General features: G+C 37.1%; 14 protein-coding genes. 8 read left to right on the forward strand and 6 right to left on the reverse strand.

Translation table 11 applies throughout. From position 1 onward, the window contains the following. Together Q0252_RS01470 and Q0252_RS01475 are read right to left on the reverse strand one after the other, a co-directional pair. On the reverse strand, positions 1–514 hold a 514-nt coding region (locus Q0252_RS01470), incomplete at its 3' end, for a transposase (RefSeq protein WP_297982886.1). Positions 515–624: 110 nt separating this feature from the next. Next, entirely contained in the window at positions 625–1,563 is a 939-nt protein-coding gene (locus Q0252_RS01475) for a M23 family metallopeptidase (RefSeq protein WP_297982888.1), read from the reverse strand. Positions 1,564–1,764: 201 nt separating this feature from the next. Between Q0252_RS01475 and Q0252_RS01480 the strand changes: the two genes are divergently transcribed. The 5 genes from Q0252_RS01480 (at position 1,765) to Q0252_RS01500 (ending at position 6,562) form a co-directional block, all read left to right on the forward strand. Next, positions 1,765–2,814 carry an NAD(P)H-dependent glycerol-3-phosphate dehydrogenase gene (locus Q0252_RS01480; protein WP_297982889.1) on the forward strand — a complete coding sequence of 350 codons (1,050 nt, stop codon included), beginning with the start codon at positions 1,765–1,767 and terminating at the stop codon, positions 2,812–2,814. Positions 2,815–3,426: 612 nt separating this feature from the next. Next, entirely contained in the window at positions 3,427–4,932 is a 1,506-nt protein-coding gene (gene mqo / locus Q0252_RS01485) for a malate dehydrogenase (quinone) (RefSeq protein WP_297982890.1), read from the forward strand. A 121-nt stretch (positions 4,933–5,053) separates the two neighbouring features. Next, entirely contained in the window at positions 5,054–5,452 is a 399-nt protein-coding gene (locus tag Q0252_RS01490; protein ID WP_297982891.1) for a hypothetical protein, read from the forward strand. Continuing rightward, positions 5,453–6,076, forward strand: a complete 624-nt coding sequence (locus Q0252_RS01495; protein WP_297982906.1) for a DUF1684 domain-containing protein — start codon at positions 5,453–5,455, stop codon at positions 6,074–6,076. It abuts the gene before it with no gap. Beyond that, a complete protein-coding gene (locus tag Q0252_RS01500) occupies positions 6,077–6,562 on the forward strand; it encodes a GNAT family N-acetyltransferase (RefSeq protein WP_297982909.1) in 486 nt (161 codons plus the stop codon). It begins immediately after the preceding gene. 72 nt (positions 6,563–6,634) lie between these two features. Here the strand turns inward: Q0252_RS01500 and recO are convergent, their stop codons facing one another. From recO to Q0252_RS01520, 4 genes are read right to left on the reverse strand one after another with little or no spacing between them, the layout of a single operon-like run. After that, a complete protein-coding gene (recO, locus tag Q0252_RS01505; RefSeq protein WP_297982911.1) occupies positions 6,635–7,324 on the reverse strand; it encodes a DNA repair protein RecO in 690 nt (229 codons plus the stop codon). Then, positions 7,324–9,570, reverse strand: coding sequence for a hypothetical protein (locus Q0252_RS01510; protein WP_297982913.1), 2,247 nt, complete (start codon positions 9,568–9,570; stop codon positions 7,324–7,326). Before Q0252_RS01510 ends, recO begins: the two co-directional genes overlap by 1 nt. A 1-nt stretch (position 9,571) precedes the next feature. Further along, positions 9,572–10,522: a bifunctional UDP-sugar hydrolase/5'-nucleotidase gene (locus tag Q0252_RS01515; RefSeq protein WP_297982916.1), complete on the reverse strand. Its 951-nt coding sequence runs from the start codon at positions 10,520–10,522 to the stop codon at positions 9,572–9,574. Further along, positions 10,515–11,282, reverse strand: a complete 768-nt coding sequence (locus Q0252_RS01520; protein ID WP_297982918.1) for a 5'-nucleotidase C-terminal domain-containing protein — start codon at positions 11,280–11,282, stop codon at positions 10,515–10,517. Before Q0252_RS01520 ends, Q0252_RS01515 begins: the two co-directional genes overlap by 8 nt. 117 nt (positions 11,283–11,399) lie before the next feature. Here Q0252_RS01520 and dapA point away from each other — a divergent pair, with 117 nt between their 5' ends. From dapA to Q0252_RS01535, 3 genes are all read left to right on the forward strand, one after another. Then, entirely contained in the window at positions 11,400–12,272 is an 873-nt protein-coding gene (dapA, locus tag Q0252_RS01525; RefSeq protein WP_297982920.1) for a 4-hydroxy-tetrahydrodipicolinate synthase, read from the forward strand. 59 nt (positions 12,273–12,331) lie between these two features. Beyond that, complete coding sequence (locus Q0252_RS01530) at positions 12,332–12,829, forward strand: N-acetyltransferase family protein (RefSeq protein WP_367174804.1); 498 nt, start codon at positions 12,332–12,334, stop codon at positions 12,827–12,829. Between the two features lie 90 nt (positions 12,830–12,919). Continuing rightward, a complete protein-coding gene (locus tag Q0252_RS01535) occupies positions 12,920–13,180 on the forward strand; it encodes a hypothetical protein (protein ID WP_297982924.1) in 261 nt (86 codons plus the stop codon). Positions 13,181–13,281: the final 101 nt, after the last annotated feature.

Consider the following 13,281-nt stretch of genomic DNA (forward strand, 5'->3'; position numbering starts at 1 on the left):
GATCTTCCAATTGGCGGAGCATTTTTTCTTTATTGGTTTTAATGGCATTTGCCCAAACAAAAGTGTAGCGGTTTGCCTGTGCTTCGATTTTCGTTCCATCCACAAAAACCTGTTTCAAACTCACCAAGCCTTCATCTGCCAAAAGCAAAACTACTTGCGAGAAAATATCCTTGAAAGCCGCTTCCAGCTTATTGCTCCGGAAACGGTTCACGGTATTGTGATCCACAATGCTCATGTTGGAAAGCCACATAAAATTGATATTTTCCCGAAGCGCTTTTTCTATCTTCCGGGAGGAATAAATATTATTCATGTACGCAAAAACCATCACTTTGAGCATCATCCCGGGATGATAACTGGGATTTCCTTCTCTGCTGTAGGCTTTTAGAAGCGGATCTATATTAATTCTCTCCAAAATATCATTGACAATCCGAACAGGGTGATTTTCGGGAATCAATTCCTCAAAACTATAAGGAAACAGCACCAGCTGATTTTGGTTATAATGCTTGAAATTCATAAACAACTATCTGATTATCAATGATAAATATACAAAAATCCTAAATAATAACCAAAAAAAATCCGCCTCAGTTGTGAGACGGATTCTTTTATTTAATATTTTTTCAGCATCTAAAGATTCAAAAATAATTTCGGATTTACCGGCGTATTATTTTTATGAACTTCATAATGAAGATGAGGTCCCGTTGAACGCCCTGAATTTCCTGATTTTGCCAAAACCTGATTTACTTTCACGACATCATTGGTTTCAACCAGAATTTGTGAAAGATGTCCATACAAAGTAGCCAATCCGTTTCCGTGAGAAACAATTACGCAGTTTCCGTAACCACCTTTCTGTCCGGCGAAAATTACTGTTCCGGCTGCAGCACAACGCACATCAGAACCATAAGCAACAGCTATATCCAAACCTTTATGAAACTGAATTTGGTCTGCTTCTGCAGGAGGATTATTTTTCTCTACAACTGCGGCTTTTGTAGCAGCAATCGTTGGAGAAGGTGGAATTACAGTTCTTTTAGTGATGTTTCCAAGGCTGTCTTTTTCTTCAATAATTTGTGGTTCAGCTTTTACCGTTGGTTTTGGAGTTGTGGCAGAAGCCAAAATCACTTTCGGTTTAAATGGAATCGGATTTTTTCTGTTTCCAAAGTTGGACGAAATATAACCGTCAGTTGGAATTCCCAAAGGAACAGTTTGCAATTTATTCTGCAAATCCACCAAATATTGGCTGTAGCGGTTGCTTTGTTTAGCTAAATAAACCGAGCTCGAAACACTGTCTTGGTCCAAAGCCATAATTCTTTCGTCTGTAATATTTTTAGAAAGAAGGAAAGAGTTCAGCTGTTGCACTGTGTTATCTACCAATGCAAGGTCGTTTTTCATTTTCAGATAATCAACGCTGTCTTTTTGGGTGTTGATGGCCACAAGGTTAACCTCGTAATTCTTGTTGTTTTTTTCAGAGTACAATTTACCAATCAGCAAAGCCTGCCCGAAAATAACAGCAAGAAAACCACCCAATAAAAGGTTGATGTTTTTCTTTTTATTTAGAAAGTTTTTCATTCTATATTATTAACTTACAATGAGTTCTTAAAAATTTGGACTGCAAATTTAAAACAAAAATTCAATTCAAGTTTAGGTATTAACGAATTTTAACCTTAGAAGTTGATATCGTTGTCGTTAAAATTTTCATAATTTTTATCAGTTGCAGTATTTTCGCCAAAATCCACAATCTTTAATATATTTGTAAATATTGAATTTATTATGGCGAAGAAAAAAGCAAAACCGGAATCCAAAGTTGCGAAAGCCCCTAAAAGAGACGCTCCACAGGAAGTTGTAGGCGTAGTAGGAAGCGGAAGTTTTGCAACGGCAATTGTAAAAATGCTTTTGGAAAACTGCAAATTGGTGCACTGGTGTGTAAGAAATGAGTTTGTAAAAGGCGCTATCGAGCTTCGTCATCACAACCCGACTTATCTTACAGCGGTTAATTTCAACGTTAAAAATTTAAAACTCACCACCGATATCAATGAACTCGTTTCAGCTTGTGATATTGTGGTTTTGGCGACGCCTTCTATTTATCTTTCCGAATCAATGGAAAAATTAACGGTAGACACTTCCGGAAAAACTTTTGTTTCTGCGATTAAAGGGATTGTTCCAAAAGTCAACGATGTTGTTGCGCATTATCTTCGAGACGAATTTAAAATTGGCTTCAAAAATCAGGCGGTTATTGCAGGACCTTGTCACGCGGAAGAAGTGGCGATGGAAAGACTTTCCTATCTTACAATTGCAGCTGCAGAAGATGAAGTGGGCGAAAAACTTGATGCTATTTTTACTTCCAGATTCATCAATGTTCACACAAGCAAAGATATTTTAGGCAACGAATACAGTGCAATTCTCAAAAATATTTACGCGATTGGAGCCGGAATTGCAAGCGGTTTAGGCTATGGCGACAATTTTACTGCGGTTTACGTAACGAACGCCATCCGAGAAATGGAAAAGTTTTTGGAAGCCGTTTACGAAGCACCAAGAGACGTTAACGAAAGCGCTTATTTGGGCGACCTTTTGGTAACGGCTTATTCATTGTTTTCGCGTAACCGAAACCTCGGAAATCTTATTGGGAAAGGCTACACCGTAAAATCTGCCATCCAAAGTATGAATATGATTGCGGAAGGGTATTACGCAGCAGATTCCATCTACGGAACAGCCAAAGAGAAAAAAATCGACACGCCGATTATCAATACCATTTACGGCATCCTTTACGAAGGCAAAAACGCCGAAAAAACTTTCAAAAAATTGACCATAAAACTGAATTGATTTTTTCAGGACGCGTGTCTCACTCGTTCGCTATGTATTGCGCCTCCTTCGTCAGCGCAACACACCGCTCCCTCGTTCAGCACCGGGCTTTACGCTTCAATCTTTTTTCGCAGCCGCTTCATTATTGAACTAACAAATTGGCCATCACAAAAAAGGATTTCCGCTGCAATCCCTCGCGCGAAATTTCATGCTATCATCGAAATTTCAGACATCAAAAAAAACGCAGTTTTTCAAAACTCAACTGTACTTTCTTCATCGCACAACAATATCTTAAGTGACTTGAGCGTCAAGAAAACGCAGTTTTCAATCTCATGTGTTTTCATCTGCACAAAAATTTTTCTAACAAATTTCTGATGTGGTAAAAGATTAATTCAACAAAAATTTTCCCAAAACCAACATTTCGCTCCTCTGGAGCTCTGATTCATTGGATAATTTGTTTTCTACAAACATTTCGCTCCTCCGGAGCTGGCTTTAAACTGAAAATTTTTCTTTTATGTTGATGGAAAAATTTATCGTTATCAAAAAATCTATTACATAATTAGATGAAATGTGACGTTTGAAACTTGATAATCCCAACTTTTTCACGAAATTCGTGTGTCTAAAAAATTACAAATGGCAGATTTACTCACGAACAGAACCCCAAAACCATTCTACGACGTTGTTTTAATAGGAGGAGGAATTATGAGTGTAACTTTGGCAACCTTGCTGCACGAATTTCAACCGTCTCTCAAAATTGCTATTTTCGAAAGGCTCGGACGGTTCGCCAAAGAAAGTTCAGCAGCTTGGAATAATGCAGGAACAGGACATTCGGCGTTTTGTGAGCTTAATTATACACCGGAAAGAGAAGACGGTACCATTGATATTTCCAAAGCAGAAAAAATTGTTGAGCAGTTTGAAATCTCGAAGCAGTTTTGGTCCTATCTTTTGGATAAAGGATATATCAGTCAACCCAAAGATTTCATCACGTCCTGTCCGCACATGAGTTTGGTCTTCGGCGAAGCAGATTCGGAATATCTGAGAAAACGCCATCAAGCCATGACGGTAAACCATCTTTTCAAAGGAATGGAATTCTCTACCGACCACGAAAAATTGAGAGAGTGGATTCCTTTAGTCATGAGCAAAAGAAAAGATTCTGAAGTTTTGGCAGCCACAAAAATGGATTTGGGAACCGATGTAAATTTCGGAACTTTAACAAGAAAAATGGGTCGATTTTTGGCAGAGGATTCTAACGTTGAAGTTTTCCTTTATCATGAAGCCAAAGACATTTCTCCGAAAGAAGACGGAAAATGGGAAATTATTGTAAAAGACAGGCTTCACAACCACAAACAGGAAGTGGAAACCGATTTCCTTTTCATCGGAGCCGGAGGTTACGCACTTCCGCTTTTGGACAGCTCAGATATTGAAGAAAGTGAAGGTTACGGCGGGTTTCCGGTTTCGGGAGAATGGCTGGTTTCGCATAATCAGGAATTGGTGGCGAAACATCACGCCAAAGTTTACACACAGGCAACAGTTGACGCACCTCCAATGTCGGTTCCGCATTTGGACTTAAGGGTAATCGATGGTAAAAAGGCATTGCTTTTCGGACCTTTCGCAGGATTTTCAACCAAGTTTTTGAAAGAGGGAAGTTATCTGGATTTACCGGAAAGTGTGAATTTCAAAAATATCCGTTCACTTTTTGGAGCGTGGTGGCATAATTTACCTTTAACGCAATATCTGGTTCGCCAAGTTGCGATGACAAAAGGACAAAGAATGCAGCATTTGCGAGAATTTGTGAAAGATGCGAAAGAAGAAGATTGGGAACTCAAAGTTGCAGGACAGCGCGTTCAAATCATTAAAAAAGATGCGGAAAAAGGTGGAAAACTGGAGTTCGGAACCGAAGTAGTGGTAAATAAATCCGGTACAATCGCTTCTTTATTAGGAGCTTCACCCGGAGCTTCTACGGCAGCTTATGCAATGCTGGAAGTTCTTGAAAAATGTTTTGCTGAAAAACTTCACGGAGAATGGAAAGAAAAACTTCAGGAAATGATTCCAAGTTACGGGCAAAAATTAGCTGAAAATCCAGAACTGACTGAAAAAATCCGAAATTATACAAAAGAAAAACTGGAGCTGGAATACTGATTTTAATGATGAATGATGAATTGTGAATTGTGAATTTTGGTGCAAAGTTGCAATTAGTGCTCAATTTCATAAAAAATCAGCATAATCCGCTCAATCTGCGAGAGACTTCGAGAAACAAAAAATGTCCGAGACAACAGAAATAACGAAACCCAAAATTGCAGAAGAAATTCTGGAAATGCTTCAAACACAAACAGAGGAGGAGAAGCAGGTAATTGTACATTGCTGTTTTCCGGCGCAACCCACTTTTGGAAATCTTATCAGGATTTGGCGTTCTACCTTTTTAATTGATGAAAGTTTGGGACACCGTTCTCATTTAATTCATACCGAAAATATTGCAATTTTTCCATTTTGGACAGAAGTGGAACCGATGAAAGATTTTTGGTTTACGCTTGTTTTTTCTGGACTTCCGAAAGAGTGCAAAAGTTTTGATTTAAAAGAAATTATTCCCGAAAGCGGTGGTTTTTGGGTTCAGAATATTAAAAGAAACGGTACCGATGTTTACCGCGTCAAAATTAGCTAAATGGAAAAATTATTATACTTATTTACTCTTTTACTTGCCATTGTTTCATGTAAAAACGCTTCTGTTTCTACTCTTGAAAGACAGGAAGTTGAAAAATTCCAAAAGGAACTCAATGCAGAATATTTAAATCCACAAGAAACGCCTTTACGTGGTGATAATTTCACTAATTTTAAGACGCATCCTTTCTTTCCAATCAATAATAAATACCGAGTTGAAGCCAAGTTTACCAAAACTGAAAATGCACTGCCTTTTGAACTTCCAACTTCTTCAGGAAAAACTAAACCTTACAAGGAATACGGAAAAGCCACTTTCGAAATTGATGGAAAACCTTATACAGTAACGCTTTACCAAAGTTTGGGATTGATGAAGCAAAAAGGTTATGAGGATTATCTTTTCTTGCCTTTTCGCGATGAAACCAACAGTAAAGAAACTTATGGTGGCGGAAAATATATGGATTTAAGAATTCCGAAAGGAAGTACAATTGTGCTGGATTTCAATAAATCTTATCAACCTTATTGTGCGTATAACGCTTACGATTACAACTGTCCGATAGTTCCGGAAGAAAATTTTTTACCGGTTAGAATTGAAGCTGGCGTAATGTACAACGATATTTATCATCATTAAATGACGAAACTTCAACCTTATCTTTCTGAAAATTTCGAATCATTAAATTATGATTTAGACGAATTGCAGATGCAGTTTACAGCACTTGTTTCTCTGGCTTTGGAAAGAATTGAAGAAAGAAAATTAAACGGTGATTTTCTTGCAAAACCTATAACGATTCTTTATGATGGTAATCCTGCAGGCTTTTTTGTGTTGGATTTTGGCAATGATAAGCTGGAATTAACGGAAAAGAAAAGCTCAGTTTTAGTTCGGTCTTTATCGATTAATCCAAATTTTCAGGGAAAGGGAATTGGGAAAGAGGCTATGCAACTCATTCCTGAATTTTTGGCTGAACATTATCCCGAAACAGACGAAATTGTTCTCGCAGTAAATGAAAGGAATACTTCTGCTTATCAATTATATTTAAAAGCTGGATATGTTTTCGACGGAAAGACGAGAATTGGACGAAGTGGACCGCAATTTTTGATGAGTAAAAAGTTATATTAAATTTTTTGAAACGCCCATCCTATTTAAAAAAAATCACGCTGTCATGGTGAGCGAAGTCGAAGCATCTTTAATCTATTCAAAAATCTGTTGCACAATTTCCAAAGAATTCGGAATTCTAAAATCGGAGTAATGATAATGATAGTATACCAAAATACTGTCCAGCAAATTTTTGCGAACTGAGGATTTCATTGGAATTTCGTAAGGATTTTCATGAGAAATTAAATTCTTCCAAACCAACGAAATTTCTTCATCAAACATTGAATGATGCTGAACATTTGCAAAATTTCCAGATTCGGGGTCGAGAAATTTTTCTTTACTTAGAAGTGGCAGCAATCCCTGAATTTTCAAAATTTTAATCAGAAAAATAAGATGGGAACGGTAATTTTTCTTTTCGAGTTCGTCTAGAAATTTCAGAATTTCATCATAAATTTTTTCCTGCTTATTCTCGTGTCTTAAAGCCTGATTCAGAAAATCGGCGGCAAAAAATACGATGGAGTTGGCTTTAATGTCAGTGTAGAATTCCGGATTTTCAACCAAATCAATTTTAGTAATATTTTCTAGGGCTCCGCTTTTGTGCTTTGGATTTAAAGTAAAACAAAGCTCGTTCATGGGTAGAAGATAGGCCCTGTTTTTATTCTTTGATGCATAAATCGCTTTCGCAAAAAAACTTTGGAATCCATTTTCGCGGGTAAAGCAGTGCAAAACCGCATCGTTATCACCAAATTTAATGTAGGAGAGCAGAAATCCGGTTTGTGTTGCCATTAATTTACAACTGCAATTTTGGCGGTGGCTTTATCGGTTCCGTCTGCATTGGTCATCAATACAAAATAAATTCCGGAAGCAACTCTTTTTCCTTTGAAATTAAGATCCCATTCGTAGTAACCGCCTCTTGCAACGGCTTGATGAACAAGATTTCCGGCTGCATCGGTAATTCTGATATTGGTTTTTTCTGCCAAACCTTTAATCTTAACATTGCCTTTATAATTGGCATAAACTACAGGATTTGGATAAACTAACACATCTCCAAAATTTTCGGTGACATTTACAGCATCTCCCTGGTAAACAACAATTCCGTCTAGCGTTACAAAATAAACTTTTCCGGTTTTATTGTCCACTTTAATATCCGTTGCGCTGTTGGTTGGAAGCGGAGAATTTTCTTTGGTAAAATGCAGGAAAGTTTTTTCACCATTTGGATTCAGATAAAAAACACCACCACCGTCGATGGAGACCCATTTTTGGTTTCCAGAATCCACTTCAATCTGCAAAACCTGTGCATCACGGAAGAGTTCTTCGCCTAAGCCGTTCTGCTCAATAATAATAGGTTCCAGTTTTGGTGAATTTGCAATTTCGCTGCTTGCATTTGGTAAAACTCGAAGTCCGTTATCTGTACCAATCCAAGCATCACCGGTATTGTCAATAGTCACACTTAAAGTTCCATTTCCTCCGGAAGGAAGGCCGTTGCTTTCGGATAAAACATAATCGGTATCATCGGAAAAACTTGTTGTCCCTTTTGTATCTACAACAGCAAAAGTATTGCTTCTAGGTGCAGGAATCCATAATTTTCCTTCATAAAAAATGGGTTTTTGTGCAGCGCCTGCATTAATTCCCTTTGAAATAAAGCTGTCAGAACTTTTGTCATAATAATAAACTCCCATCGTCGATGCAGGATAATAGAATGCTACAGATGCAAAAAGATTATTTTTATCGTCGTAGGTAAAACCCACAGGTCTGTTGTAAGAATCGTTTGGAGTAGGATAAAACTTAACGAAATTAAAATCCTTTGATGTTTCGTTGTAATTCATTTTAAAGAATCCTTTTCCGGTAGTATAGACATAATTGGCCAAGAAAACCTCCTTATCATTTGAAGGGTTTGCAACGGCATCCAATACGTTAAAAGCAATAGGATTGTTAATGAAGTAGCTTGGATATATCCACTCTTTTCCATTAAAAAAGTAAAAACCTAAATTTCGAGGGTCTATTTGGGGATGATTATATCTGTTTTCACGTACTCCCGTTGATACCCATATTTTATCCTTCAACAAATTAATCTTGTAGGATCTATTGGCATAAGGACCATCCGGTTTGAAAGATTGTGAGTTTTCATTCAGAATTCCTGCGAGATAAGAACCAGCGTAAATTTGACTGTTATTGAACCAAGCTGTATTTAAGACTTCTGGGGAAGTGTAATTTTTTACAGGAGTTCCTGTTAGTGTAAGTGCAGAGACTGAATTTTGATCAGCAATTATAATATTCTGAGGAGTTACAGCGATATCTTTCACATTACTGAAACTTTGGGAAAGAGGTGTGAATGTAGTTCCATCACCATAAAAAGCTTGTGTAGCACTCGAGTAGGCGATAACACCGTTTTCAATATCAATATTATTGAAAGTTCCCGCAGCAACAGTTGTCCATTCTGCATAAATAGGAATCGTTACATTAATATCATGAGTTTTAATTCCCGTTGAAGTAATGGCGTAAACTTTATTGTCTTTAATGACAGACTCTTTTGCAGCCTCAAAAACACCTGCATTCATAAAAAATGACGAATCGCCGAATTCTTTCTTGTTCAGATTGAAGATTGAAATTCCGTAACCTACAGAAATCACAGCCTGATTTCCTGTGATGGAAATATGATTGATTTTTTTTGAACCGGTATAACCAGTCGCCAAAGGAATATCTACGACATAAGTAATTCCATCCGGTGTAATAACGTCCATCGTTCCGTTGATGTAGCCCACCAAACCAATTTTCGTTTCAGCATTATAATCGAAAGCAGAAATTTTTACTTCATGAAGTCCGTTCGCTTTGGAAAGTTTGGTGATTTCTCCGGACGACGGCGTGTAGTAGAATATTCCGTTTTCTGTGGCTGCAATGAGTTTCCCTGCGTCTTCGCGAATGCAAAGTACGTTGTTGTAGGAAAAAAGGTCTGTCCATTTGCTTGAGGAAATTATCTGAGCATTTAAACCTAAACCAAAAATCAGCGCCAGAAAAGGAACGAGTTTCTTCATATTAAGCCATTATCTTTTCATCAATAACTAAATTATTCCATGAAATATTTTTCACGGCTTTATTTTTATCGAAATAAAAGTCGAGTCTTCCCAACAAAAGTCCTGCCCAACCAACTTGGTTCACCAAAACATTTTTACCAGCTCTGTTCGTGTACGTTTGAGGTTCCGGAAGGAATGTATGCGTGTGTCCACCCAAAATCAAATCGATTCCGTCAGTTTTTTTTGCTAAAATTTTATCGGAAATTTTCTTTGGATCGTCTTTGTAATCGTAACCAATGTGAGAAAGGCAAATCACCAAATCGCATTTCTTTTCTTTTCTTAAAAAGTCGGCATATTGTTGAGCGATTTCAACCGGATCATTGTAAACAGTTTCTCCGTACTGCTTTTTGCCAACTAAGCCATCCAGCTGAATTCCAACACCGAAAAGGCCTACTTTAATTCCGTCTTTATCAAAAATTTTATAAGACTCGGTTTTTCCGTCGAGAATAGTGTTTTTGAAATCATAATTGGAGCAAATGAAAGGGAATTTTGCGTTCGGTAAAACCTTTAGGAATCCTTCCAAACCATTGTCGAAATCATGATTTCCCATGGTAGAAGCATCATAGTTCATCATGCTCATTAATTTGAATTCCAATTCACCACCAAACATGTTGAAGTAAGGCGTTCCCTGAAAAATATCTCCGGAATCCAACAAGAGAAGGTTTTTTTCTGCCTTTCTGATTTCTGAAATTAAATGTGCTCTTCTCGCAAAACCGCCCTGATTTGGATTTCTAGAATAACTTGAATCAAAAGGTTCAATTCGGGAATGTTGATCGTTGGTATGAAGAATGGTGAGTTTTTTATCGGAATTTTCGCCCAAAAATTTGGTCGTTTCTGCAAACACTAAGTTTGGAGCCATCGTTAATCCTAATGCTCCTCCTGTAATCGTTTTAAGGAAATTCTTTCTATTCATTATTTCTGTTGGGTTTGCCTTTAAAAATTAATCTTACGTCGTTTGGAGCCGTAACTTCTGGCGTCTGGCGGAATTTTTCAACATATAAATCACGAAGTTTTACACCCGTGGTAATAATTTCACCTTTGTTGAAAAACTTCATGTTGTCGCCACCTAAAGCCAAATAATCACTCGTTGCAATGTAGTACGTTTTGGAAGGGTCAACATTAGTGTTATTGATGAGCGCTCTTGAAATTTTACCCTGCTCAGTTTCAACCAATAGGTGAGAAACCGGATTGTTTTTCTGAGTTTCAAGATAATAATCGAACAAAGAATTGACGTCAGAACCTTTCATTTTTACAATTACCAATTCATTTTCGAAAGGCATTACTTCAAATATATGCTTCAGAAGAATATCGCCTTTTCCAATGGTAGAACGGATTCCTCCGATGTTGATAACGGCTGCGTCAATTTGCGGAATATTATTTTTCTTCGCCCAATCTACAGCGCCGTCGTAAGTGTAATCTGCCAACAAATTTCCGAGGTTGCTGTTGTCGCCCTGTTTGTTCAAATCCACATTAGTGTGCGAAATTTTAGCGTTCATCTGGGATTCCAGCGATTTTTTATAAGGTGCAATCACGCCGTTCATGGCAGCATCTTCCGGAAGATTTGCGGCGATGCTGATGTTTTTCTGCGTCTGTACATTCGTTACAGCGAGCGGTGTTTTACAGGCAACCAAAGCTAAGGTTGCGAAGCCTGCAATCCAAAATTTATTTTTCATTTTCTAATAATGATAATCTTTGCAAATATAATTATAAGGGTGCAAAATCATCTTTTTTCAAACGTAAAATCTTGTTTAAAATTTCCTAAATTTGAAAATTAAAATTTTTATACAATAATGAGCAATTTAAAAGGAGTGGGAGTTGCGCTGGTAACACCTTTCAACGAGGATTTGTCGGTAGATTTCGATTCGCTGACGAAACTTGTGGAGTACAACATTGAAAACGGAACCAATTATTTGGTGGTTTTGGGAACAACAGCTGAGGCTGCAACACTTTCTTCCGATGAAAAGAAACAGGTAACAGAACATATCGTGAAGGTAAACAGCGGTAGAGTTCCTTTGGTTTTAGGAATCGGTGGAAACAATACTGCCGAAGTAAAGAAACAGATGGAGGAAACAGACCTTTCTGATTTCGAAGCAGTACTTTCTGTGTCTCCTTATTACAATAAACCTAATCAGGAAGGGCTTTATCAGCATTATAAAGCATTGGCTTCCACAGGAAAAAATATTATTATTTATAATGTTCCGTCAAGAACCGGCCAAAATATTGAAGCTGCAACCACTTTAAAATTGGCGAACGAGTTTCCTAATTTAATTTTCATTAAAGAAGCAGCTCCAAATATTTTGCAGTATTTCGATATTTTGAGAAACAAGCCTGCGAATTTCAATTTGGTTTCAGGTGATGACGAATTTACCTTGCCTGTAACTTTGGCAGGCGGAAACGGCGTGATTTCCGTAATTGCACAGGGTTATCCAAAAGAATTTTCAACTATGGTTCAGTTGGCTTTCGACAGAAAGGTGGACGAAGCTTACGAAATTCACAACAAACTGGTTGAAATCACAAGACTGATTTTTGCGGAAGGAAATCCGTGCGGAATTAAAACGGTTTTAGCTGAAAAAGGCATCATCAAAAATTATTTAAGATTACCTTTGGTTCCTGCTTCAGAAGGACTTCAGGCTAAAATTAAAACTGAAATGGCGAAGATTTAATTTTAAAATTTATTAAATTTTAACTCCGAAATTTTTTCGGAGTTTTTTATTCTTACATCATGATGAATTTTAGATACGCTACAGCTGAAGATATCGCACTTATTCAGGATTTGGCAAGAAAATCTTGGGAAGATGCTTATGCAGAAATTCTTTCGCAGGAACAGATAGATTATATGTTGGGAACGATGTATTCTGGGGAAGAATTAACGAAACATTTTACCGGAAATCCCCATTATCATTATTATATTATTGAAGAAGACAATCTTCCGTACGGATTTGTGGGTTTTGAACATCATTATGAACCGGAAACCACCAAGCTTCACCGGATTTATCTTGTCCCGGAAGCCAAAGGGAAAGGATTGGGAAAAGCCGGAATTTCTTTGGTGAAAACGCAAACGGAAGCAGCCGGAGATAAAAGAATCATCCTGAATGTGAATAAAGCGAATAATGCTAAAAATGTATATGAATCACAAGGTTTTACAGTACGTAAGGAACTTGTTCTCGACATCGGTGGGGGTTATGTGATGGACGATTATATCATGGAATATTTACTATGAGAAAATATAATCTTCGAAAAAAATTTTATAACGCAAAGGCTGTTTTTTTGCTGCAAATTTGTAACTGTAAAACAACTAACCCAAAATTATATGAGCCGACTCGATTTTCTTGAAGATTATTTCGTAAAAATTCACAAAAACTTTGGAATCTCCAATCTTGCATATAGCAATAACAGGTTGGATATAGATGATAAGTATATTAGAAACATGGTTTTCGCTTCCGATGATTTCAATAACGAATTTGATAACCTTTTAGATCATTGCAGAATGATTTATAACGAGCTACAGACAGGTTTTTCCTTACAAATTAAGAGAGATATTAATGACAATTACTTCATTTTAGTTGCATAATATTCAATTCTTTCAGTATAATTTGAAAGTTTTTGTAATAAAAATTACAAAAACTTTTTATTGTTATAAAATATATAACCGGGAATGGAAAAATCGAAATT

The organism is uncultured Chryseobacterium sp. (genome assembly GCF_936933875.1).
GTDB lineage: Bacteria > Bacteroidota > Bacteroidia > Flavobacteriales > Weeksellaceae > CAKZIK01.

What these genes read in the sequence shown, in the direction of transcription:
- Q0252_RS01510 (WP_297982913.1), bottom strand. Translation starts at nt 9,570, where the DNA reads ATGAAGAAACTCGTTCCTTTTCTGGCGCTGATTTTTGGTTTAGGTTTA.
- Q0252_RS01530 (WP_367174804.1), top strand. Translation starts at nt 12,332, where the DNA reads ATGATGAATTTTAGATACGCTACAGCTGAAGATATCGCACTTATTCAG.
- Q0252_RS01515 (WP_297982916.1), bottom strand. Translation starts at nt 10,522, where the DNA reads ATGAATAGAAAGAATTTCCTTAAAACGATTACAGGAGGAGCATTAGGA.
- Q0252_RS01535 (WP_297982924.1), top strand. Translation starts at nt 12,920, where the DNA reads ATGAGCCGACTCGATTTTCTTGAAGATTATTTCGTAAAAATTCACAAA.
- Q0252_RS01480 (WP_297982889.1), top strand. Translation starts at nt 1,765, where the DNA reads ATGGCGAAGAAAAAAGCAAAACCGGAATCCAAAGTTGCGAAAGCCCCT.
- Q0252_RS01520 (WP_297982918.1), bottom strand. Translation starts at nt 11,282, where the DNA reads ATGAAAAATAAATTTTGGATTGCAGGCTTCGCAACCTTAGCTTTGGTT.
- Q0252_RS01500 (WP_297982909.1), top strand. Translation starts at nt 6,077, where the DNA reads ATGACGAAACTTCAACCTTATCTTTCTGAAAATTTCGAATCATTAAAT.
- recO (WP_297982911.1), bottom strand. Translation starts at nt 7,324, where the DNA reads ATGGCAACACAAACCGGATTTCTGCTCTCCTACATTAAATTTGGTGAT.
- Q0252_RS01475 (WP_297982888.1), bottom strand. Translation starts at nt 1,563, where the DNA reads ATGAAAAACTTTCTAAATAAAAAGAAAAACATCAACCTTTTATTGGGT.
- dapA (WP_297982920.1), top strand. Translation starts at nt 11,400, where the DNA reads ATGAGCAATTTAAAAGGAGTGGGAGTTGCGCTGGTAACACCTTTCAAC.
- Q0252_RS01495 (WP_297982906.1), top strand. Translation starts at nt 5,453, where the DNA reads ATGGAAAAATTATTATACTTATTTACTCTTTTACTTGCCATTGTTTCA.
- Q0252_RS01490 (WP_297982891.1), top strand. Translation starts at nt 5,054, where the DNA reads ATGTCCGAGACAACAGAAATAACGAAACCCAAAATTGCAGAAGAAATT.
- mqo (WP_297982890.1), top strand. Translation starts at nt 3,427, where the DNA reads ATGGCAGATTTACTCACGAACAGAACCCCAAAACCATTCTACGACGTT.